This window comes from Cellulomonas sp. GbtcB1 (genome assembly GCF_019091725.1).
In the GTDB taxonomy this organism is placed as follows: Bacteria; Actinomycetota; Actinomycetes; order Actinomycetales; family Cellulomonadaceae; genus Cellulomonas.
Window position 1 is genome coordinate 18,669 of record NZ_JAGXJG010000020.1, and the last position, 22,510, is coordinate 41,178.

Consider the following 22,510-nt stretch of genomic DNA (forward strand, 5'->3'; position numbering starts at 1 on the left):
AGGAACCGGTTTCCCGGACCCGACGAAGGAGTCGAGGATGGCGCGAGCAGGACGGACGATCGGCACGGCCCTGGTGGCCCTGGCGTTGGCGGTGCCGGCGGGGGCGGCCTGGGCGGCGGCCCCCGGCGACGGGTCCGGCGACCCCCCCGCGGGCGTGGACCCCGGGTGGCTGGCGCTCGCCCGGCAGACGCTCCCGGAGGGCGACGGGTGGGGCTCGACCGGGTCCGGCACCACCGGCGGGTCGGCGGCGGCGCCCGGGGACGTGCACGTGGTGCGGACCTGGGACGAGCTCCGAGCAGCTCTCGGGGGCACCTCGGCCCACCTGCGGGACGAGCCGACGATCGTGCTCGTCGAGGGCGAGATCCGGGCCTTCGGGTTCGACGACCCCGCGTCCGGCCTCCCGACCTGCGACGACTTCGCGGCGCAGGTGCAGGTCGAGGACGACGACCCTCGCCCGTTCTCGATGGCGGAGCACGTCGCGGCGTACGACCCGGAGGTGTGGGGGTGGCACGATCCCGCCGGGCCCCTCGAGGAGGCGCGGGCGCGCGCGGCCGCCGTGCAGACGGCCCAGGTCCGGCAGCGCGTCGGGTCGCACGTGACGGTCCTCGGCCTCGGCGACGACGCCCGGCTGGTGGGCGCGCACCTGCTCGTGCAGGGCGTGCGCGACGTCATCATCCGGAACCTGCACGTGTCCGACGCCTACGACTGCTTCCCCGAGTGGGACCCGGGCGACACCAGCGTGGGGAACTGGAACTCGCTCTACGACAACATCAGCGTGCACACCAGCGAGAACGTCTGGGTCGACCACGTGACGCTCGACGACGGCGACCACCCGCCGGCCTCGCTGCCGACCGTGCACGGGCGCCCGTTCGAGGTCCACGACGGGCTGCTGGACATCACGCACGAGTCCGACCTCGTCACCGTGTCGTACTCGGTGTTCCGCGACCACGACAAGACGAACCTCGTCGGGTCGGGTGACGGCCGCCAGGCGCTCGACGGCGGGAGGCTGCGGGTCAGCTGGCACCACAACCTGTGGGACGACGCGGGCCAGCGGCTCCCCCGGGTGCGGTTCGGCGACGTGGACGTCTACAACAACTACGTCCGCGTCGGGGCGGGCGGCGCCGCCCTGTTCGACTACGCCTGGGGCGTGGGCGTCGAGTCGAGCATCTGGGCCGAGCGGAACGCGTTCGACCTGCCCGAGGACGTGCCCGTGGCGTCGGTGGTCAAGCGGTGGGGCGGGACCCGGCTGCACGCCGAGCACACGCTCGTGAACGGCGTCGAGGTGGACGTGCTCGGTGCGTACAACGCGGCCGCCGCGGAGGCCGACCGCCTCGTCGCCGGTGCGCGCTGGGACCCGGTCGCGGCCGGGGTGCGGGGCGCCGTCGTGCACGAGGTGACCGAGGTGCGGGAGGTGGTGCTCGCGCAGGCCGGGGCCGGGGTGCTGGCGCCGGCGAGCGAAGGCCCGGACGTGCCGGACCCGGCGCCGAGCACGCCGGTGGTACCTCCGGGCGGCGGCTCGGGCAGCGGCTCGAGCGAGGGTGGCGCCGCGGACGGCGGCCCCGGCTCGGACGGGACCGGGGCGGGCGGCGGTGCGGGTGGCGTTTCGGCGACGACCGAGGGTGCACGCCGCGGCGGCCTCGCCGCGACCGGGGTCGGGGCCCTGGGCGTGCTCGCGGGCATCGGCGCGCTCGTCGGGGTCGGCGTCGGGCTCGTGCGGGCGCGGCGCTCGCTCCGGGGCTGACGACGAGCCGCCGGGCGCCGGCCCGGGCACCGCCTCGACGGCGGCCCCGGCCCGGGTGCGGGTCACTGGAAGTCCCGGGAGGTCGTCGCGATGCCCAGCGACAGCGGCGTCAGGTGCTCGGCGATGAGGTTGGTGGCCCCGTCCGCCCGCTCCAGCCGCCCGCGCACGACGAGCGCCCGGGACGTGCGGGCGACCTTCCGGAACCGCTGCCACAGCCCGGTGCTGCACACGATGTTGAGCAGCCCGGTCTCGTCCTCCAGCGACAGGAAGGTGACGCCCCCGGCGGTGCCGGGTCGCTGCCGGTGGGTGACGACCCCCGCGACGGCGACCCGGCGCCCGGCCTCGTGCCGGAACGCCTGCTCGACGCGCAGCACGCCCTGGGAGTCCAGGCCGTCGCGCACGTACTGGGTCGGGTACGAGTCGACGGTCACGCCGGTGGCCCAGACGTCGGCGACGGCGAGCTCGACCGGGCTCATCCCGGGCAGGGTCGGCGCCTGGACGCCCACCGAGACGCCGGGCAGCGTGTCCGGCCCCTCCTGCGCCAGCGCGCCCGCCGCCCACAGCGCCTCGCGCCGGGTGACGCCGAGCGACTCCAGGGCGCCGCCGGTGGCCAGCGCCTCGAGCTGCGCGGTGCTGAGCTCGACGCGCCGGACGAGGTCCCGCAGGTCGGCGAACGGACCGTGCGCGTCCCGCTCGGCGACGACCCGCTCGGCGACCTTCTCCCCCACGTTCCGCACCGAGGCGAGGCCCACGCGCACCGCGAGGGAGCGCTCGGGCTCGGCGGCCGCCCCCACGCCGCCCGACGCGGTCGTCGACGACGGCGCCTCCGACGGATCGCCTCGCGTCCCCGCCTCGTCCCCCGTCACGCCGGACCCGGCGCGCCACGACGCCGCGGTCCGCGCGGGACCACCACGCCCCGGCGCCGGGTCGAACGGCGGCGGCACCTCGGCGAACCCGGGCGCCCCGCCCGCCCGCAGCGGCGGCACCGGCGCGGTCCCGGACGGCCTCGGTGTCAGGCGCGGCTCCCCGCCCGCGGGCTCGGGCCGGACCCGCTCGACGACGGCCTGCACCCCGGAGCGCTGCACGTCGGGGCGGAGCACGCCGATGCCGTGCCGGCGGGCGTCCGCGACGAGCGACTGCGGCGAGTAGAACCCCATGGGCTGCGCGGCGAGCAGGCCGGCGTAGAAGGCGGCCGGGTGGTGCACCTTGAGCCAGGAGCTGGCGTAGACGAGGAACGCGAACGAGTAGGCGTGCGACTCCGGGAAGCCGAAGTCCGCGAACGCCTTGAGCTTCTCGTAGACCTCCTCGCGCACGGGCTCCGGGATGCCGTTGCGGGTCATGCCGTCCATGAGCCGGGCGCGCAGCGCCTCCATCTTCTCGATGCTGCGCTTGGAGCCCATCGCGCGCCGGAGCTGGTCGGCCTCAGCCGGTGTGAAGTCGGCGACGTCGATGGCCATCTGCATGAGCTGCTCCTGGAACAGCGGGACGCCGAGGGTGCGCTCCAGGGACTTCTCGAGCCGGGGGTGCGGGTAGGTGATCGGCTGCCGCCCCTGGTAGCGCTCGATGTACGGGTGCACCGACCCGCCCTGGATCGGGCCGGGGCGGATCAGGGCGACCTCGACGACGATCCCGTAGAAGCTGCGCGGCTGGAGGCGCGGCAGGGTGCCCATCTGGGCGCGCGACTCCACCTGGAACACCCCGACGGTGTCGGCGGCGCACAGCAGGTCGTAGACCAGCGGGTCCTCGTTGGGCAGCTGGTGCAGGTGGAGACGCGGGCCGCCGTGCTGCTCGACCTGGTCGAACGCCAGCCGCAGGGCGGTGAGCATGCCGAGGCCGAGCAGGTCGAACTTCACCAGTCCCGCGTCGGCGCAGTCGTCCTTGTCCCACTGCAGGACGGTGCGGCCCTCCATGCGCGCCCACTCCACGGGGCAGACCTCGATGACCGGGCGGTCGCACATCACCATGCCGCCGGAGTGGATGCCGAGGTGCCGCGGCAGGCGCAGGAACCGGTCGGCCAGGTCGATGACCTGCTCGGGGATCTCCTCGAGGTCGCTCGCGGGCGGCGGCCGGTGCGCGGGGACGACGTCGTGACGGTCGGCGGTCGGCTGGCCGGCCGGCCCGTCGGCGTCGTCGTGCCCGGCGGGGCGCCGGGGCGCGGGGGCCGGTGCGGCTCCGGGCTCGTGGTTCCAGCCCCAGACGACGCCGTCGGGGTCGCGCTGGGCGGCGGCGTACTGCGCGGCGCGCCGGTCCTCGCGGCTCACCGGGGAACCCGGGGTCGCCGCGGCGGGCGGGCCGACAGGGGGTGTCCCGACGTGGGGCGAGGGCGGCGTCGGCCGGGTCGACGGCGGGCTCGGCCGGGTCGACGTCGGCCGGTCGGCGACGTGCTGCGTCGGCGGGGTGGCCGACACGGCCGCCGCGCCCCGGTTCGCCCCCGACCACCAGGGGTGCCGCGGCGCCGGGCCGCGCAGCGTGCCCCAGCGCTCGATCGACTTGCTCCACGCGTCCTGCTGCCCGACGTCGTACCCGAGCGCGCGGGCGGCGTCCCGCACGGCGGACCGGGCGCGGTAGGAGATGACGTTGGCGACCTGCGCGGCGTGGGTGCGGCCGTGCTTGGCGTAGACGTACTGGATGACCTCCTCACGGCGGCCGGACTCGATGTCGACGTCGATGTCCGGCGGCCCGTCGCGCTCGGGCGCGAGGAACCGCTCGAACAGCAGGCCGTGCGCGACGGCGTCGACGGCGGTGACCTTGAGCGCGTAGCAGACCGCGGAGTTGGCGGCCGAGCCGCGGCCCTGGGCGAGGATGCCGTTGCGGTGGCAGAAGTCGACCAGGTCGTAGACGACCAGGAAGTAGCCGGGGAAGCCGAGGTCCTCGATGACGCGCAGCTCGTGCTCGAGCTGGGCGTAGGCGCCGGGCACCCGCTCGGCCCCGGGCGGGCCGTAGCACTCCAACGCACCGCGGCGGACGAGCTCGCGCAGCCAGGTCGCCTCGGTGTGGCCGGGCGGCACCGGGTACGGCGGCAGCTGCGGGGCGACGAGGTGCAGGTCGAACGCGCACTCGGCGCCGATCGCGGCGGCGGTGGCGACGGCCTGCGGGTGCCGCCGGTGGCGGCGCAGCATCTCGGCGGCGGACGCCAGGTGCGCGGTCGGCGCCCCGGGCAGCCAGCCGTCCAGATCCTCCATCGACGACCGCGCGCGGACGGCGGCCAGGGCCATCGCCAGGTCGGCGTCCCGCGGGGTCGCGTAGTGCACGTTCCCGGTGGCGACCAGCGGCAGCCGGGCGCCGGCGGCGAGCTGCGCGAGGGCGTCCGCGAGCTCGGAGTCGTACGGGCTGCCGCCCTGGGTGACCTCGACCGCGACGTTGTCCCGGCCGAACAGCGCGACCAGCCGGTCGAGCTCGCCGCGCGCCCGGTCGAGGCCCGCGGCGGTGACGCCAGGCTCGCGGCCGCCGTCGGTCAGCGCGTGCCGGACGGGTCCCTTGCGGCAGCCGGTGAGGACGAGCCAGCGGCCGGCGGCCTGCTCCGCCAGCTGCTCCAGCCGGTACTCCGCGGCCCCCTTGGTCCCGGTGGCGAGGTGCGCCTCCGCGATGGTGCGGGACAGCGCCCGGTAGCCCTCGGGCCCGCGGGCGAGCACGGGCAGGTGCAGCGCGCGCGGGTCGGGCACGCCGGTCGGCAGGTCGAGGACGTCGGGGCCGCCGACGCCGGGGACGGGCAGGTGCAGCTCGGCACCGAACACGGTGGGCAGGCCGACCTCCCGCGCCGCCTCGGAGAACCGGACGACGCCGTACAGGCCGTCGTGGTCGGTGAGCGCGAGCGCGCTGAGCCCGAGCCGGTGCGCCTCGGCGGCGAGCTCCTCGGGCTGGCTGGCGCCGTCGAGGAAGCTGAACGCCGAGTGCGCGTGCAGCTCCGCGTAGCGCGGGACGTCAGTCATAGACGGCCTCGCAGGTCCAGCCGTCGGGACGCCAGGCGAGCAGCAGGGCTCGACCGTCGCCGAGCGTGACCTGCAGGTGCATGCGCAGCCCCGCCTCGGTCGGCGACCACCACCGCTCCGCGAGCGGCCAGGGGCCGGCCCAGCCCGCGACGTCGTGGTCGACAGCGGGCCGGCGGTCGGTCGCGTGCGTGCGCACGCGCGCCGGGTCGCCGCTCATGGCGAACCGGCCGTCGAACCGCACCATCCGCCCCGTGCCGTCCAGCACGTCGACGGGCGCGGGCCGCACCGGCACGGTCGCGGGCGCCGGCGGGGGCAGGTGGCCGGGCCACGGCCGGTCGACCGGGCGGGGCGCGGCGGCCTGGGCACCCCAGGGCTGCAGGTGCACCTGGTCGCGGACGTCCCGGCCGCCCTGCAGGGCGGCGGTCAGCACGCCGTCGCCCCCGAGTAGCCCCTGCACGCGGTCGAGCGCCCGGTGCGCGCGCAGGTCGCCACCGGACGCGCCGCCCCACAGCCGCCCCTGCTCGGCGCCGGCGGGCGCGACGTCCTCGGCGGTGATGCCGAGCGCGACCAGGCCGATCGGCTCGGCGTGCTCGTCGGGCTCGCCGCCGTCCGGCCGGGAGCCGGCGCCGTGCTCGGCGGCCGCGGCGGTCAACCAGCCCTCGAGCTGCCAGCGGATGCGGTCGGTGATCCGCGCGGCGGACAGCCCGCCGAGGCCGCCCATGTCGGTGCGCCAGGCGCGGGTCAGCTCGGTGCCCTCGTCGGTGCGGGCGGTGATCCGCAGCCGCGCGCAGGTCACGGAGTGCTCGGTGAGCAGGGCGTGCAGCTCCTCCGCGAGCCGGCGGCCGGCGAACGTCGCGACGTCGACGCGGTGCGCGGGCGGGTCGAGCTCGGTGCCGACCTCCAGGTCGGTCTCCGGCCGGCGCCGGGCGGGCGGGCGCAGGTCCTCGCCGCGCACCAGGGTCCACGCCCAGGTACCCCAGGTGCCGAACCGCGCGTGCACGTCGCCGCCGTCGAGGGCGGCCAGGTCGCCGAGGCGGCGGAGCCCGAGCCGGCGCAGCAGGTCGACGAGCTCGACGACCGCGTGCCCGGCGTCGTCGGTCACGGCCGCGGGCGCGAGGTCGTCGACGGGGCGCGGCGCCAGGAACTCGCGCGAGGCGCCGGGCGGCACGACGGCGTCGGTGCGGGCGGCGAGGATCGCGGCGAGCAGGCCGTCGGCGGTGCCGACCTGGCACTCGTGCCCGGTCCGCTCGGCCACCACGGACACCAGGCGCTCGGCGAGCGTCTCCTCGGTGCCGTGGAACCGGGCCGCGCCGCCCGCGGGCAGCATGAGCAGGCCGGGCCGGGCGACCTCGATCCCGGCGACGACGGCCTCGGTCGCGACCGCCACCGGCTCGAACAGGCGGGCGTCCCGGTCGTCGTCGGCGGGCAGCAGCACGACCTCGGGGCAGACGCCCTGGGCCTGCCGGCGACGCATGCCGCGGCGCACCCCCTGGGCACGGGCGATCGCCGACACGGCGGTGAGCCGCGCGCCGTGCTGGACGGCGGCGGGCAGGTGCGGCGGGACCTCGGCGGCGCGCACGGCGGCGACGACCGGCCAGTCCGGCACCCAGACGACGGTGGTGCGGGTGCTGCTCATCCGACGAGCCTCAGGTCGGGCGCGAGCAGCGCGCCGTCGTCCACGACCGGCTGCGGCGTCGGCGGCTGCGGTGCGGCCGGCGGCGCGGCGGCGCGGTCGGCGGGCAGCCCGTACGGGTCGGTGCCCACCTCGAGCGGCAGCACCACGCGCAGGTCCTGGGCCCGCCCCGCGCTGCCCCGGCCGGTGCGGGTGATCTGCACCTCGTGCGCGCGGAGCCGGCCGTCGCCCTCGCCGACCCCGGTCCACCGACCGCCCTCGACGGTCAGCACGGTGCCCGCACCCGGCCAGGGCGCGGTGGCGAGCAGCACGGACCCGCGGTCCCGGGCACGCGCCATCAGCCGGCGGCGGTCGGCGTCGGCCAGGTGCGTGCCGGGGCCGACCACCACGACGTCGATGCCGTCGAGCAGGGCCGCGACGACGGTCGGCGCGTCCACGCCCGGCTGCGGGACCACGGCGAGCCGCTCCAGCGCCACCCCGGTCTGGGCGGCGGCGAGCAGGCCGAGGCTCGGCTGCCCCACGACGGCCGCCCACGCCTCCCGGGCGGTGCAGGCGGCGGCGACCATCGCGAGCACCAGCGAGGTGGAGCCGAGCACCGCCGTCGTGCTCCCGCGGCGCAGGCCGTCGGGCAGCAGCGGGGCGAGCGCGGGTGGCACCGCGAGCGGCGGACGGTCGGTGAGCAGCACAGGGCCGCGCGCGACGGCCGACCGGGGTGCCGGCTGCCGGTCGGGCAGGTCCGGGACGGCGACCGGACCCGCGGGCGCGGGCACCGGGGTGGGGTCCTCGACCGGCAGCACCGCGAGCGCCGTGGCGCCCCGCACGGGGGCGTCGACGGCGCGGGCGCCGGGACGGGTGCCGTCCGCCCGCGCCACGTCCGACCGAGGCCCGCGCACGTCGCCGCGCACGTCGGTCCGGGGTGCGACACTGCTCCCCGCGCCGGACTCGCTCGCGGAGGCAGCGCCCGCCCCCCGCGGCGCGAGGCTGCGGGCGCCGGTGCGCAGCTCGGCGCTGACCAGGGCGGCGCGAGCCCGGGCGATCCGCTCCTCCTGGTTCACCGCCGCACCTCCCCGTCACCTGCCGGCCGACCGCCGGGCACTCGTTCGAACACGTGTTCGATTGTGCCAGTAGACGCTGACACTCCGGCACGCGTCAATCCGGCGTCACCCGCCCTGGGGACCACGACCCGGCGCGTCTCCGGCGGGTCGCCGGGACCACCTGCGCGCGCCCGGGACCGGGGGCATGATGACGGGACAGGCACACCCGTCCGGGCGCCCCGGCGCGCCCACCAGGAGGAGGACCATGGCCGTCTCGCTGACCCGTCCCGTCGCCCCCGAGCCCTACGCCCTGCTGCCGTCCGTCCCGGACTTCGACCTCGCGAGCGCCGACGTCGCGCACGGCGAGCCGCTGCCCGCCACCTTCGCGGCCGACGGCGAGGACCTGTCCCCCGCGCTCGAGTGGTCGGGCTTTCCCGAGGGCACCCGCTCGTTCGTCGTGAGCTGCTTCGACCCGGACGCGCCGACCCCGGCCGGCTTCTGGCACTGGACGGTCGTGGACGTCCCCGTGAGCACCACGTCGCTCCCCCGCGGCGCCGGCTCCGCGGCGGGCGACCTGCTGCCCGAGGGCGCGTTCCAGGTCCGCAACGACGGGGGCTCCACCGGCTACACCGGCGCCGCGCCGCCGCCCGGGGACCGGCCGCACCGGTACGTGTTCGCGGTGCACGCACTCGACGTCGACCACCTCGACGTGACCCCGGACGCGACGCCGACGGCCGTGGCGTTCACGGCGCTGTTCCACACGATCGGCCGCGCGCTCCTGTCGCCCACGTACCAGCGCTGACCGGGGCGGGGCCGGCGTCCGCGAGCGCTGCCGGTCCCGTCGCGCCCGCACGCTGGCGCGGGCGCGACGCCGCTGCTAGGAACGTCGACGTGAGCTCACCGTTCCGCACACCGCTGTCCGCGACCATGATCGTGTCCGGTGCTGTGGTCGGCCTCACCTCGATCGCCCTCTGGACGTACAGCGCCGCGGTCACGGACGGCCTGCTCGACAGCGACCTCCGGCTCGTGGCCCTGGCCATGGGCGGCCTCGCGCTCGAGCTCGCCGGCATGGCGGTCCACGACCGCGGGCACCGGCAGCGCGGCGAGAGGCCGCACGCGCTGTGGGGCCTCGACGACCGCCACCGGCCCGACTGGCTCCCCCGCCGCAGGCGCTGACCCGCGCCCGCCTCAGCCCGCGTCGGCCCCCAGGTCCAGCACCATCCCGGTCGCCCCGGGCGCCACGTCCCGGAACCCGAGCGACTCGTAGAGCGCCCGTCCCGGCGGATCGGCCACGAGCGTGATGTACGCCCCGCGCGGCGCCCGCGCCCGGACGTCGTCGAGCAGCCGGGTCAGCACCCGCCGCCCGAGCCCCCGCCGCTGGTGCCCGGGGTCGGTCGCCATGTCCGCGACCAGGAAGTACCAGCCGCCGTCGCCGACGACCCGCCCCATCGCGACGACCCGGCCCTCCGCGGTGCGCGCGTGGCACCACGACCAGCTGCCCGCGAGCGCCCCGGCGCCCTGCTCGGCGTTCTTCGGCGTGAGCCCCGACTCCCGGCGCAGCCGCAGGTACTCGTCGAGCGGCGGGGCGGCCGGCACGAGCACGTACGGGTCGGCGGCGAACGGGTCGGCGGGCGCGGCGGCGTCGGTCACGCCCGCCATCCTGCCCGCCCGCTGCAGGGGTGCGCACCGGCCACACCGCCGCCAGGCCCAGGTCGCACCCAGCGCCCAGGGCCGACGCCCGGTCCCGTGCGTGGGCCGTCGGTCCCACTCACCCGCGCGGGTCCCGCACCACGATGCACCGGATCGCCAGGGTCGGCGCAGCACCGGGAGGACGTCGTGAGCAGCTCGGGATACGTGGCCGGGGCTCTCGCCCTGCTCGCGGTGGCCGTCGTCGCGGCGCTGCTGCTCAGCCGCGGCGGCGTCGTGGTGAAGAGCGGAGCCATGTCGGGGTGCGTGTCCCTCGTCCGGGGGGACGACCTGGCGCACCACCGCCCACCGGGTCGACGGGCACTGCCGCGTCGACACGTCCCTCGACGCCGGCCGGCTGGCGGCGCTCCGGGTCACCAGCACGAGCAGCAGCGGGCGGGTCGTGCTCCTCCTGAGCCAGGGGGGGGCACGACGCGGTCCGTGGACCTGAGCGGCGGGTTCGACGGTCCCGTCGACACGCACGGGTTCGAGCCCGGCACGCGCACCCGGCTGCGCGTGGACTTCCGCGACGCCCGGGACGTCCGGCTCGACGTCCGCTGGGGCTGAGAGCCCGGCCGTCGTCGAGCGACGCACCGGGACGCCCGACGGACCGCTCGGCGACCCGCTCGGTCCGTCGGTAGCCTGCGGCCATGACGCTCACGCTCGGATCCCTGACCTGGTCGCGCGCCGTGGACCGCCTGGACCTGCTCGCCGAGCCGACGGCCGCCGCGCTGTCGGGCTGGGCCGCCGTGGCGCCCGAGGTGGCCGACGCCGTGCAGGTGACCGAGATCGACCCGGAGCTCGCCGACACCGCCGCGATGACCGAGGCCTACGACCTGCCGCTCGTGGTCTCGGCGAACTGCGTGCTGGTGTCCGGCCGGCGCGCCGGCGACGAGCGGGTGGCCGCGGCTGTCGTCCGGGCGACGACACGGGCCGACGTGAACAACGCCGTCAAGCGGCTGCTCGACGTGCGCAAGGCGTCGTTCCTGCCGATGGACCGGGCCGTCGAGGAGTCCGGCATGGAGTACGGCGGCATCACGCCGATCGGCCTGCCGACGGGCTACCGGGTGCTGCTGGACGCAGGCGTCGCGGAGGCAGACCCGGACGCGGGCGGCACCGTGATCATCGGGTCGGGGCTGCGCCGGTCGAAGATCGCCCTGCCGGGGGCGCTGCTGGCGACCGCCCCGGGCGTCGAGGTGGTCGAGGGCCTCGCCCTGGCCTGAGGCACGCCCGGCGCCTCAGGGTCGCGCGTCGCCGCCGCCGACCCGCTCGCGCGCCTGGTCCCGGGACCACGACCACGACCAGGCGCCGTCGCCGGTGCCGTACCGGTCGTGGACGTACGCCAGGTGCCCGGCCAGAGCCAGCGAGAACGCCAGCACCGCGGCGGTGATCATCAGGCCGATCGTCGAGGCCGCGCCGAGCACGATCCCGGTGACCGCCATCCAGGACGCGCGAGCGCCCCGCCTGCGTGAGCGCTCGTAGCCCACGATGCCGAGCACGAGCGGCACGGGGCCGAGCGAGAGCAGGCCGGTGATGAACGCCGCGAGCGAGACCCCGTCGCCGTCCGGGTCGCGCGGCGGGGGCGGCGCCACCGGGCCCGGTGCAGGGGGTGTCGCACCGGGAGCCTGCTGCGGACCGTGGCCGTCGTCGGACATGGGGCGTCACCCTCCTCGGGAGCGGGCCGCGCGGGAGCACGGCGACCCTCTCGACGCTAGGGGCCCGGCGACACCACCCAGCCCGCGCGTCCACCTACGCAGCACGGGGCGCTCCACACTCGCCGCACCCCGCTGACCTGCACCGCAGGCCAGCCCGGGCAGGCCGAGCGCTCGCCGCGCGCGCCCCCGCCCCCGCGGCTAGCGTGACCAGCACGGGGACAGGCGCGCCACGCCGCCGCCCCCGAGCCTGTCCCTCGAGCAGCCGGGGGGCGAACCGCCGCGCCCGTCGCGCGGCACGCCCAGACCAGGGACCCCACATGCGCGCACCGTCGCCCCGTGGCCCGCTCAGCGAGCGGGTCCTGCACGCCCTCACCACCGGCGAGGCGGACCCCGCGCTCCCGGACGAGGCCGCCCGCGCGGCCGCGGCGTCGCCGGACCTGCTGACCGACGAGGACGTGCAGGTCACGCTCACGGCGCTGTACGAGCTGCACCACCAGGGCCTGGACGGCGTCGACGACCGGCTGGAGTGGGACCCGACCCTGCTGCGCGCCCGCGCCGCGCTCGAGGACGCGTTCGAGGCGCAGCTCCGCCGGGACGTCGTGGTGCCCGCGGACCTGGTGGCCGAGCTGGAGACGAACACGGAGCGCGAGGGCGTGGCGGCGGCCGTCGCCCGCGCGCTGTTCGACCTGACCGGCCGCGACGACGGCCCGAGCCTGTCCGCGTACGTCGCGCGCAAGGCGACCGACGACCAGCTGCGCGAGATGCTCGTCCAGCGGTCGGTCTACCAGCTCAAGGAGGCGGACCCGCACACGTGGGCCATCCCGCGGCTGCTCGGCGTGCCCAAGGCGGCACTGGTGGAGATCCAGGCCGACGAGTACGGCGGCGGACGCCCGGAGCGGATGCACGCGGCGCTGTTCGCCCGCACGATGCGCGGCCTCGGGCTGGACGACACCTACGGGCGGTACGTCGACGACGTCCCGGCGATTATCTACTCCGAGCATGTCTGAGTCAGAAGCTGTCAGAAGCGACACGCCGTATGTAGTGCCTGACACACGGTGCACGCTGCTGTCAGTAGCGTCGCTCTCGTGCAGGTCGCCAGCCACTACAGACTCGACGTCGCCGTCTTGCGCGACGGCTCGACACGCGTCGTTCTCGTCGGAGCGGATGACGTGGTCCACCAGTCGGCGACCGCCTGGCTGCGCTTCCTTCGCGACGTCAAGCGATCGCCGAACACGATCCAGAACTACGGGTCGCGACTCGCTTCGTACCTGAGCTGGACTGCGCTGACGAGCGACTGGCGGAGGGTCTCGCTCTCACACCTCGCGATGTGGAGGAAGGTGGTCGCGAGCACGCCCTACATGAAGACGAACGGTGTGCCCGCTCTGCGAAGCGACCGGACCGTGGACCTCTGGATGGCACCCCTTCGATCGTTCTACGAGTGGGCGGACGCGCAAGGGCTGATGCAGTCCGACGTCGCCAGCCGGATGACCGAGCTCAAGTACTTCGCGCCGGGCACGGCCGCGGGCGGCGAGCACGGCACCACACGGCGGGTGCTGGTCGACGAGCTTCGTCCATCACGCCCGCCGTCCGGACTCGACCCTGAGTGGATCGACGATCCCGGAGCCCGCGCCAAGCTCGAGCGCTTGGAGCTGCCGCCCCGGGATCGACTGCTGATCGACCTGATGTACTTCACCGGCATCCGCGCCGGAGAGGCGCTGTCGCTCTTCCGTGGTGACATGCATCTCGGGGGAGGTGGACCAGAGATGGGCTGCCGCCTCGCCGACCCGCACTTCCACGTGCGCATGGATAATCCGGTCGAGAACGGCGCGAGAGCCAAGGGCGGTGTTCGGGTGCTGTACGTCAGCGACGCGCTCGTCGACCGCTACGTCGAGTGGCTTATCGAGCGTGAACAGCTGCTCGGTGCGGTGGACGTCTCGCAGCACGTCTTCGTGAACGCGTACTCCCGCGGCTCATCGAAAGGCAAGGCGATGACGTACTCGGGCGTACGGAAGGTGGTCAAGGCGTGCGCCGCAGCCATCGACTTCGAGGTCACCGGGCCACACATGCTCCGCCACACGTTTGCGACTCGGCTCGTTCGAGGCATCGACTGCGTGCCACAAGATCTTGACGTTGTGCAGGAGCTGCTGGGGCACCGCAGCATTTCGTCGACTCGCATCTACACGCACGATCTTGAGCGGGCGAAGCGTGCCGCTCTCGCCTCGATCGCACCCCGCCAGGCGACCCTCGGAGTCCGGACGTGACCGCGCACCTTCAGTCGGTCGACGCGGTCGATACCCGGAGCCAGGACCTCGATTGGGTCGGCTTCCTGCGCTCTCGGGTATCACTCAACTGGAGGCCCGGAGAGTTCGACGGCGACACGCTTATCTACGTGCCCGACCCTACGCTTCCTCGGACCAGAATGGCCCGTTGTCGACGGCTTGGTTGCGACTCGCGTGTCCCGCGATCGGGTCTTTGCCGCACCTGTCGAACCGAGCGAGACAGCGCGATTGCGGGCGGCATGGCGCCGGACGAGTTCGACCGCACGCCGAGACCGAATCGAAGCAGGCGTACTCACGAAGGCTGTCTCGTGCCGAGTTGCCAGCGCAGTCACATGGCCCTTGGGCTCTGCCTCTCGCACGTGAACTCCTACCGGTCCCACCGTGCTCGCCTCCTCACGACGCGGCCCGGGTACACCGTCGCCGAGTGGATGGCAGAGGAACGCCATCGGCCGCTGCCGGCAGCGCCCAAGTGTGTGAGCGCCGCCTGCGACCTCGACCGCACCACTGGTGTGGGGATGTGCGTGGGACACACCGCCGGGTTCCAGCGCTGGTGCCGCGAGCAGTCGCTGGACCCGAAGGCGCCGCGTTCGGTGGTGGAGTGGCTCCAGCGGGCCGATGAACCGCTGCTTGATGAGCAGCCCCGTCGCACCTACTCGGAGGCTGCCGCTACACCATTCGCGCTGCTTCCGGAGCCCCTCAGGTGGGAGTTCCTGTACGCCGTTCAGGCGCGGGACCTCACCGGGCGAGCAGCGATGGTCCCGGCCGACCTTCGAGGCACATATGTCGCATTGCGTCGTTCTGGTTGGACCACAGCAGTCGGGCAGGAGGGCCTTGGGCGCGCACCTCGAGGCGACTCGACTCTCACCGGCCAAATCGTGGAGTGGCAGCGTCTCATCGACGACGCGCACCGCGAGTGGAGCGGGGTCGATGCTCGCGAGCCGCGCGTGATCTACCTGCGAGACCTGGACGTTCGCGTCGGCTACAAGCGGGTCGGCCCGAACGCGAAGATGGACTTGCGGGGCATCGAGCAGGACTGGATCGTCGAGGCGATCGGCCGCTGGGCCCGAGCCGCCCAGCGCGGCTTGAGCGCAATCATCAACATGGGACCGAGCTGGGACCTCGCCGGCGAGGTCCTGCGCGTGCGCGGAACGCCTGTTCGACATCTCGGGCGCGAGGACATGAACGCCATCGTGAAGGCGATCCGCGCGAAGTGGCCGAGAGCTGAAACGCAATCCAGAAGCATCGTCTCAATCACGAAACTGCTTGCGTTCGCGCGCGGCGAACCGTCATTGGCCGAGCCGTGGGCGCACATCCCCGCCGGTTTTTCGGTGGACCCGGCGACCCACCGCCCCGTGGGGGGCGGCACGCAATCTGCGCCCGACGCTGACGAGCCGTTCCGCTTCGTCCCGCAACCGATCATCGACTGGGTCATGGACCACCTCGACCTGCTCAACCGCCGCACGCCGTACGCCACGGCGGAAGCTCGCGCGATGATCTTCGTGCACGAGCGCTGCGGCAGGCGCACCGTCGAGACGATGCGGCTGCTTGACGACTGCATCAGCTACGACTCGGCAGGTGCTCCGTACCTGGAATGGCGGCGCGGGAAGCCTCCATACACGCAAGGAAAGCGTCTGCCGATCCACCAAGAGACGCACGACGTCATCCGCGATTGGCAGGCCATCAAGCGCGAGCACGGGATCGCGTCGAAGTGGCTATTTCCCTCGGTGGCCTACAACTCCGCGGACGAGCCGTATCACACAACCCATCTGCGAAACCGAGTCAAGGAGCTGATCGGCGAAATCATCACGCATGCACCCTACGACTCGGCGGTCGAGGGCGCAGACGGCAACCTGATCTACTTCGATCTGACTTCCATCGACGCGTACGCGTTCCGGCATGCCTTCGCCCAGAGGCTTGCGGACGCCACCGATGCCGACGGGCGGGCTACGACCCCGCCCGACGTCCTGCAGGACTACATGGGTCACGAGTCCTTCAACACCACGATGGCGTATTACGAGGTGACGGCCCGTCGCCGCAAGAAGGCGATGGACGCGATCAGCCCTCGACGCCTGAACCTCCGTGGCGAGGTGGTGCCGGTTGACCGTGAACGCGACGGCTTCACTCGGATCGCGGTCACGCACGGTCACTGCTCGGAGCCGCAGAACGTCGCCGCCGGCGGGCACGGCTGCATGCTCGAACACGCCTGCGAGTCTTGCCCGTTCTTCCTGGTCGACCCGATGGAACGTGAAGGCATGGTCGACCGTCGGCAGAACCTCCGGGTCAAACTTGAACGCGCGCGCGTAATCGCGTCACCCGAGCACATGCTCGCCCATTACCGGGCGAGGATCGCCGACGTCTCGACGATCATTGACGGGATCGACCAGTACGTAGACAACCTCCCGACGGGCGAGCGCGATGCCATGAAGCAGGCGATGGACTCGATCGCCGAAGTACGGCGACGCGCGACCGCACCGCGCTTCATCCACCTGCGTGACCTGCTGACCTTGGGAGCTGACCGTGGCGAATGACGCATCCATCGAGGCGTTGAAGCGCCACGCGGCCGCAACGTCGGACAAGAAGGCGCGCGCTGTGCTCCAGGCCATCGACAGCATGCTCGCAGCCGGTCTCCCGATCACGGTCGCGGGCGTCGCGCGAGCGGCGAGCGTCTCGCGGGAGTTCATTCACAGCCACCGACGACTCCATGAGGCCGTTACGGCTGGTGCGCGACGGGCAGATGCGGAAGCCGTTCACGCGCTCGCGCCTCATAGCAGCGCGGCGCAGCGGTCCGACCGCGCGGTTCTGACCAAGAAGATCGAGCAGCAACGTCAGGAGATCGCAGCCCTGCAAGAGAGCATCGCCGCGATGCGCGCCCGGCTACTCGGGGCTCAACTGGCCGCAGACGAGTACGTCAACCCCGAAGAGCATGCGGAACTGCGGATCACCAACGCCCGGCTCATGGACGAGAACACCTCGCTGGGACGCCAGTTGAAGGAACTTCGCCGCCTCAACGGCACTCTTGAGGATGAGCTCGCTGCTTCGCGGCTGGCCCACGCCCAGGACGTCGCGGAGATCGCTACGCGCAGCGGCGTGATCTCTCTCGACGGACGGAGGGACGGCCAACAGAGTCGTCACTGACACTTGCTGACACCTTGATCGGCGTAACGACGGGCCGTGTGCGCTCCGTGGGGTAGATAAGGTCCGTCACCCTCGCCTCGGTGAACATGATGAGCCTGTTCGGCCTGCACCGGCGGCTGCGCGGCTGCGTCGTCGGGCACCTCGCGGCGTTCGAGATGACCTCCTCGCAGCCCAACCGGCTGTACGGCAACGGATTCCGCCGGCACGGGTACGACGCGGACGTCACCTGGTACTTCGACGAGCACGTCGAGGCGGACGCGGTGCACGAGCAGATCGCCGGCCGCGACCTGGCCGGCGGCCTCGTCGAGCAGCAGCCGGCGCTCCGGGACGACGTGCTGTTCGGCGCGGCGGCGTGCCTGGCGGTCGACGGCCGGGTCGGGCGGCACCAGATCGAGCGCTGGACCGCGGGCGAGTCCTCGCTGCGCCGACCGCTGGCGGTGGGGAGCGCGGCGTGACCACGGACGGCCCCGCCCTGCCGGACGCGGAGTACGTCCTCCCGCTGCGCTGGACGGACGACCGCGACCTGCCCGACCTGGCCGCCTACCTGGACCGGCTCGTCGGCTGGCTGCCCGTGACGGTCGTCGACGGGTCGGACGACGGGCGGTTCGCGGCGCACGCCCGGGCGTTCCCGGCCGCGGTCAGGCACGTCCGGCCGGACCCGCACCCCGGCCGGAACGGCAAGGTGGCCGGGGTCGTGACCGGCCTGCGGCTGGCGCGCGCCGACCGCGTGGTGCTGGCCGACGACGACGTGCGGTACGACCTGCCCACGCTCGCGGCGGTGCTCGACCGGCTCGCCGACGCCGACGTGGTCCGCCCCCAGAACGTGTTCGACCCCCTCCCCTGGCACGCGCGCTGGGACACCGCCCGCAGCCTCGTCAACCGGGCGGCCGGCGGCGACTACCCCGGCACGATCGCGCTGCGCCGCCCCGCGCTGGGACCCGAGGGCTACGACGGCGACGTGCTGTTCGAGAACCTCGAGCTGCTGCGCACCGCCCGGGCCCGTGGCGGCGTCGTCCGCCGCGCCGACGACCTGTACGTCCCGCGGCGGCCGCCCACGACGGCGCACTTCCTCGGCCAGCGGCCGCGCCAGGCCTACGACAGCCTCGCCCAGCCGGGCCGGTACGCGGCCGAGCTGGCGGTGCTCCCGGCGGTCGTCCTGGCGGCGCGCCGGCACCCTCGGGTCCTGCTCGCCCTGGCCGGCGCGGCGTGCGCTCTCGCCGAGGTGGGCCGGCGGCGCGCCGGCGGAGCCGCGCGGTTCCCCGCGAGCGCCGACCTGCTCGCACCGGCGTGGCTCCTGGAGCGCGGCGTCTGCGCCTGGCTCGCGCTCGTCCTGCGCGCCACGGGGGGTGCGCCCTACGGCGGCTCCCGGCTGCCACGCGCCGCGACGCCGCTGCACGAGCTCCGCACCCGCGCGGGGTCGGGCCCCGGCCGCCACGCGGCACCCGCCGCCACCGACGGCCCGGCCCCCGGCCGTCCCGCCCCCGCACCACGACACGCCCTGGAGACCGCATGACCACCGACCCCGCCCCGGTCGTCCTCACCCCCTGCCCCGACGGACCGATCCTGGTGCGCGGCGACGTCGAGATCCGCGACGCCGCGGGCCGGGTCGTCCCCCGGCGGCGCGCGACCGTGGCGCTGTGCCGCTGCGGCGCCTCGGGGATCAAGCCGTTCTGCGACGGGTCGCACAAGGCGATCGGCTTCCGCACCGACGACGAGGTGCCGCGACCGCCCGAGCCGGTGCCGGCGCCCGGAGCCGACGCGACGCCGGCACGGGGCGCGTCGTGAGGATCTCCGTCCCCGCGCCGGGCGTCGCCCGCCTGGAGCACGCGTACGTCAGCTGCTACGTGATCGCCGACGACCGCGGAGCGACGCTCGTCGACGCGGGGCTCCCCCGGATGTGGCGGGCGCTGCCCCGGCTGCTGGCGGCCGTCGACCGGACGCCGGCGGACGTCCGCGCGGTGGTGCTCACCCACGCGCACTTCGACCACGTCGGCTTCGCCCGCCGGGCGATGCGCGAGCTGCACACCGACGTCTGGGTGCACCCGGCCGACGCGCGGCTCGCGGCGCACCCGTACCGGTACGCGCACGAGAACCCGCGCGCCGTCTACCCGATCCGGCACCCGCGGGCGGTGCCGATCCTGGGCGCGATGGTCGCGGCCGGGGCCGCCCGGGTGCGCGGCGTGACGGTCGTCCGGTCGCTCGTGCCCGGCACGCGGCTGAAGGTGCCCGGCCGGCCCGACGTCGTCGCCTGCCCGGGGCACACCGACGGGCACGTCGCGCTGCACCTGCCCGACCGCGGCGTGCTGCTGTCCGGCGACGCCCTCGTGACCCTCGACCCGTACACCGGCCGCACGGGGCCGCGGATCGTCGCCGGCGCGGCGACGGCCGCCAGCGCGCTCAACCTCGCCTCGCTGGACGCGCTCGCGGCCACCGGCGCGGACGTCGTGCTGCCGGGCCACGGCGAGCCGTGGACCGGCGGGGCCGCGGAGGCGGTGCGGCTCGCCCGCGCCGCCGGGCGGGCCTGACCGCGGACCCGGTGCGGACGCGAGGCATCCCGCCTACGGTCGAGGGCGTGACCTCGTCCTCCGCCGACCGCCCCGACCGCCCCGACCGCGACCGACCCGACGGCGACGCCGCGCGCCCGGCACGGCACGGCGTCCGCCGCGGCCGGCGCACCGGCGCGGTCCCCTCCCTCGGCCGGACCGCCGCACCCCGCGTCCGCGCGGCCGGGGTCCGCCCCGGCGCCCGCGAGGTCGACGCCGTCGTGGTCGGGGCCGGGCCCAACGGCCTCGCCGCCGCGGTCACCCTCGCCCGCGCGGGGCTGGAGGTCGTCGTCCTGGAGGCGCAGGACACCGTCGGCGGCGGCTCCCGGACGCTCGACCTCGGGCTCGCCCCCGGGGTGGTCCACGACATCTGCTCGGCCGTGCACCCCATGGCCTGGGCGTCGCCGTTCTTCCGGTCGCTCCGGCTCCACGAGCGCCTGGACCTGCTGACGCCGACCGCCTCGTTCGCGCAGCCCCTGGACGGCGGCCGGGCGGCGATCGCGTACCGCGACCTCGACCGCACCGCCGACGGGCTCGGCGCGGACGGCGCCGCCTGGCGGGCCACCTTCGGCCCGCTCGCCGACCAGTGGGAGGACGTCGTCGCGCTGGCGCTCGGCGACCACCGCCGCGTGCCCACGGGCGCGACGCCCCGGTCCGCGGCGACGGCGGCCCGGTTCGCGCTCGCGGTGCTGCGCAACGGCCAGTCGGTGGTGCCGTCCGCGCTGCGGACCGAGGAGGGCGCGGCGCTGCTCACGGGCGTCGCCGGCCACGCCATCACGCCGCTGCCGTCGCTCGCCGCGGCGGGCACGGCGGTGCTGCTCACGACCTTGGCGCACGCGGGGCACGGCTGGCCGGTGGTGCGCGGCGGCTCGCAGGCGATCGTGGACGCGCTGCTCGCGGACCTCGTGCGGCTCGGTGGCCGGGTCGTCACGGGCCACCCGGTCGCCCGGCGCGCCGACCTGCCGCCCGCCCGGACCTACCTGTTCGACACCGGGCCGCGGCTCGTGGCGCAGGTGTTCGGCGACGCCATGCCGCCGCACCTGGTCCGGGCGTACGCCGGGTTCCGGTACGGGAACGCCGCGGCCAAGGTCGACCTGGTCGTCGACGGGCCGATCCCGTGGGCGCACCCCGAGGTGCACCGCGCCGGCACCGTGCACCTCGGCGGGAACCGGGACCAGGTCGTCGCCGCCGAGCGCGCCGTCGGCCGCGGCCGGCACGCGGAGCAGCCGCTCACCCTGCTGTCCGACCCGGCGGCGCTCGACCACGGCCGGGTGTCCCGCGGCGTCCGGCCCGTGTGGGCGTACGCGCACGTGCCCGCCGGGTCCGACGTCGACCCGACCGAGACGGTGATCCGGCAGGTCGAGCGGTTCGCGCCGGGGTTCCGGGACACCGTCGTCGCCGCGCAGGGCATCCCCGCGGCGCGGCTCGCGGAGCACGACGCGAACCTGGTCGGCGGCGACATCTCCGGCGGGGCGATCTCGCTCGTCGGGATGTTCACCCGCCCGACGCCGCGGCTCGACCCCTTCGACAGCGGCGCCCCCGGCGTCTACCTGTGCTCGGCGTCGGCACCGCCCGGGCCGGGCGTGCACGGCCTTTCCGGCTGGTACGCGGCGCGACGCGCCCTGCGCCAGGTGTTCGGGCGGTCCGACGCCCCCTGACGCGCCGCCGCACCGGCCGGGCGTCAGCCGATGACGCCCGCCTCGGCCAGCCGGTCCGCGAGCGCCCGCCCGTCCGCCGCGTGCACGGTGACCACGGACGACCGCTCCAGCTCGTCGACCGCGCGCCGCGTGGCCGGCGTGGGGCCCGGCAGACCGTTCTGCGCCACCTGCTCGCCGACCGACAGCTCGCGCACCGCGATCGCCGCGACCCGGCCGGGGTTCTCGGCGGCGAACGTCTCGTAGACCTGCGGGTCGTGCTGCCCGTCGTCGCCGACCAGGATCCACCGCACGCCGGGGAGCTCCTCGGCGAGCCGGCGCAGCGTCGCGGCCTTGTGCTCGCGGCCCGACCGCATGAGCGCGGCGCCGGTCGGCCCGAGGTCGGTGAGCAGCAGCGACCCCTGCGGCAGCCCGACCCGGTGCAGGAACCGGGACAGGGCGCTCGCCGTGTTCCAGGCGCCGGTCGACAGGTAGAACACCGGGGCGTCGGGGTGGGTGGCGGTGAGCCGCCCGTACAGCTCGGGCATCCCGGGCACCGGCTTGCGGCGCGCCTCCGAGCGCACGAGGAAGTTCCAGGCGGCGAGGTGCGGGCGCGGGACCATCGTGACGAGCACCGTGTCGTCGATGTCGCTGACGATGCCGTGCGTGGCCGCCGGGTCGACGACCTGCACCGGTGCCGGGACGTCCCGGTCCTCGCCGACGGACAGGTAGAGCGTCTGCCAGCCCGGCTCGAGCGGCACGTCCAGCCACGCGTCGAGGTAGCCCCCGCGGTCGGTCCGCGCCACGAGCAGGTCGGGGCCGTCGCCGGGCTGTGCGCGCACGTGCACCTCCGCGTCCGGCAGCTCGGCCGACAGCAGGTTGCGCCAGCCACGCCGGGCGACGCTGCCGGGCGTGGGCGCGTCCGGGGCGGTGAGCAGGACCCGCGCGCGCACCCGGGACCGGTCGACGGTGCCGTACGACGGGTAGGCGACGACGCGCGGGGTGTACCCGCGGCGGGAGAGCAGGCGGACGACCACGGAGGTGACCCGGTCCTCGGTGCGGGCGGCGAGCGCGGCGAACGTCGGCATGCCGGTCAGTATCGCGGCGGCCGGGCGGGCCCGCGCGGCGACCGCCCGCCCCGCCGTCGGACCGCCCGCCGGCCGCTCGACGCCGTCACGTCGTCTCACGCCGCCGGGCGCGGGTGGCCCGCCGTCGCGGTCCGGGACTACCGTCGCCGGGAC

General features: G+C 75.5%; 19 protein-coding genes and 1 pseudogene. 14 read left to right on the forward strand and 6 right to left on the reverse strand.

Translation table 11 applies throughout. From position 1 onward, the window contains the following. Positions 1–37: 37 nt before the first annotated feature. Positions 38–1,741, forward strand: a complete 1,704-nt coding sequence (locus KVT14_RS09290) for a polysaccharide lyase family 1 protein (protein WP_217615401.1) — start codon at positions 38–40, stop codon at positions 1,739–1,741. Between the two features lie 62 nt (positions 1,742–1,803). Here the strand turns inward: KVT14_RS09290 and KVT14_RS09295 are convergent, their stop codons facing one another. Genes KVT14_RS09295 through KVT14_RS09305 form a run of 3 tightly spaced genes read right to left on the reverse strand, consistent with a single transcriptional unit; the run spans position 1,804 to position 8,358 of the window. After that, positions 1,804–5,670 (reverse strand): PHP domain-containing protein, encoded by a 3,867-nt coding sequence (locus tag KVT14_RS09295; RefSeq protein WP_217615402.1) that lies wholly within the window; start codon positions 5,668–5,670, stop codon positions 1,804–1,806. After that, the gene (locus KVT14_RS09300) at positions 5,663–7,306 is read right to left on the reverse strand and encodes a DNA polymerase Y family protein (protein ID WP_217615403.1); all 1,644 of its coding nucleotides are present in this window, start codon (positions 7,304–7,306) and stop codon (positions 5,663–5,665) included. Before KVT14_RS09300 ends, KVT14_RS09295 begins: the two co-directional genes overlap by 8 nt. Further along, entirely contained in the window at positions 7,303–8,358 is a 1,056-nt protein-coding gene (locus tag KVT14_RS09305) for a hypothetical protein (protein ID WP_217615404.1), read from the reverse strand. Before KVT14_RS09305 ends, KVT14_RS09300 begins: the two co-directional genes overlap by 4 nt. 244 nt (positions 8,359–8,602) lie before the next feature. Here KVT14_RS09305 and KVT14_RS09310 point away from each other — a divergent pair, with 244 nt between their 5' ends. Both KVT14_RS09310 and KVT14_RS09315 read left to right on the forward strand, forming a co-directional pair. Next, positions 8,603–9,139 carry a YbhB/YbcL family Raf kinase inhibitor-like protein gene (locus tag KVT14_RS09310; RefSeq protein WP_217615405.1) on the forward strand — a complete coding sequence of 179 codons (537 nt, stop codon included), beginning with the start codon at positions 8,603–8,605 and terminating at the stop codon, positions 9,137–9,139. A gap of 89 nt (positions 9,140–9,228) precedes the next feature. Continuing rightward, positions 9,229–9,513: a hypothetical protein gene (locus KVT14_RS09315; protein ID WP_217615406.1), complete on the forward strand. Its 285-nt coding sequence runs from the start codon at positions 9,229–9,231 to the stop codon at positions 9,511–9,513. A gap of 12 nt (positions 9,514–9,525) precedes the next feature. On the opposite strand, the gene KVT14_RS09320 is transcribed toward KVT14_RS09315, so the two are convergent. Continuing rightward, entirely contained in the window at positions 9,526–9,996 is a 471-nt protein-coding gene (locus KVT14_RS09320) for a GNAT family N-acetyltransferase (RefSeq protein ID WP_217615407.1), read from the reverse strand. A gap of 468 nt (positions 9,997–10,464) precedes the next feature. Between KVT14_RS09320 and KVT14_RS22960 the strand changes: the two genes are divergently transcribed. Together KVT14_RS22960 and KVT14_RS09325 are read left to right on the forward strand one after the other, a co-directional pair. Next, positions 10,465–10,590: a hypothetical protein gene (locus tag KVT14_RS22960; RefSeq protein WP_256447991.1), complete on the forward strand. Its 126-nt coding sequence runs from the start codon at positions 10,465–10,467 to the stop codon at positions 10,588–10,590. Positions 10,591–10,673: 83 nt separating this feature from the next. Further along, a complete protein-coding gene (locus KVT14_RS09325; RefSeq protein WP_217615408.1) occupies positions 10,674–11,246 on the forward strand; it encodes a YbaK/EbsC family protein in 573 nt (190 codons plus the stop codon). Positions 11,247–11,261: 15 nt separating this feature from the next. Here KVT14_RS09325 and KVT14_RS09330 read toward each other — a convergent pair whose 3' ends face one another. Then, the gene (locus tag KVT14_RS09330) at positions 11,262–11,678 is read right to left on the reverse strand and encodes a DUF4190 domain-containing protein (protein WP_217615409.1); all 417 of its coding nucleotides are present in this window, start codon (positions 11,676–11,678) and stop codon (positions 11,262–11,264) included. Positions 11,679–11,995: 317 nt separating this feature from the next. On the opposite strand from KVT14_RS09330, the gene KVT14_RS09335 reads away from it, so the two are divergent. The 9 genes and pseudogenes from KVT14_RS09335 to KVT14_RS09375 all read left to right on the forward strand — a co-directional run bounded on the left by KVT14_RS09335 (position 11,996) and on the right by KVT14_RS09375 (position 21,293). Next, positions 11,996–12,685, forward strand: a complete 690-nt coding sequence (locus KVT14_RS09335) for an iron-containing redox enzyme family protein (RefSeq protein ID WP_217615410.1) — start codon at positions 11,996–11,998, stop codon at positions 12,683–12,685. Positions 12,686–12,763: 78 nt separating this feature from the next. Next, positions 12,764–13,939: a tyrosine-type recombinase/integrase gene (locus KVT14_RS09340; RefSeq protein WP_217615411.1), complete on the forward strand. Its 1,176-nt coding sequence runs from the start codon at positions 12,764–12,766 to the stop codon at positions 13,937–13,939. Between the two features lie 539 nt (positions 13,940–14,478). Beyond that, positions 14,479–16,485 (forward strand): tyrosine-type recombinase/integrase, encoded by a 2,007-nt coding sequence (locus tag KVT14_RS23435; RefSeq protein ID WP_217615412.1) that lies wholly within the window; start codon positions 14,479–14,481, stop codon positions 16,483–16,485. After that, positions 16,475–17,092, forward strand: coding sequence for a DUF6262 family protein (locus KVT14_RS09350; RefSeq protein WP_217615413.1), 618 nt, complete (start codon positions 16,475–16,477; stop codon positions 17,090–17,092). The genes KVT14_RS23435 and KVT14_RS09350 overlap by 11 nt, the downstream gene beginning before the upstream one ends. A 56-nt stretch (positions 17,093–17,148) precedes the next feature. Then, positions 17,149–17,547: pseudogene (locus KVT14_RS09355) on the forward strand (iron-containing redox enzyme family protein); the annotation flags it as partial. Further along, positions 17,544–18,605 carry a glycosyltransferase family 2 protein gene (locus KVT14_RS09360; protein ID WP_217615414.1) on the forward strand — a complete coding sequence of 354 codons (1,062 nt, stop codon included), beginning with the start codon at positions 17,544–17,546 and terminating at the stop codon, positions 18,603–18,605. The pseudogene KVT14_RS09355 and the gene KVT14_RS09360, both read left to right, overlap by 4 nt. Further along, a complete protein-coding gene (locus KVT14_RS09365) occupies positions 18,602–18,877 on the forward strand; it encodes a CDGSH iron-sulfur domain-containing protein (RefSeq protein WP_217615415.1) in 276 nt (91 codons plus the stop codon). The genes KVT14_RS09360 and KVT14_RS09365 overlap by 4 nt, the downstream gene beginning before the upstream one ends. After that, positions 18,874–19,617, forward strand: a complete 744-nt coding sequence (locus KVT14_RS09370) for an MBL fold metallo-hydrolase (protein ID WP_217615416.1) — start codon at positions 18,874–18,876, stop codon at positions 19,615–19,617. Before KVT14_RS09365 ends, KVT14_RS09370 begins: the two co-directional genes overlap by 4 nt. A gap of 47 nt (positions 19,618–19,664) precedes the next feature. Beyond that, a complete protein-coding gene (locus KVT14_RS09375; protein ID WP_308160990.1) occupies positions 19,665–21,293 on the forward strand; it encodes an FAD-dependent oxidoreductase in 1,629 nt (542 codons plus the stop codon). A 23-nt stretch (positions 21,294–21,316) separates the two neighbouring features. Here KVT14_RS09375 and KVT14_RS09380 read toward each other — a convergent pair whose 3' ends face one another. Continuing rightward, complete coding sequence (locus KVT14_RS09380; protein WP_217615417.1) at positions 21,317–22,357, reverse strand: App1 family protein; 1,041 nt, start codon at positions 22,355–22,357, stop codon at positions 21,317–21,319. Between the last annotated feature and the right edge of the window lie 153 nt (positions 22,358–22,510).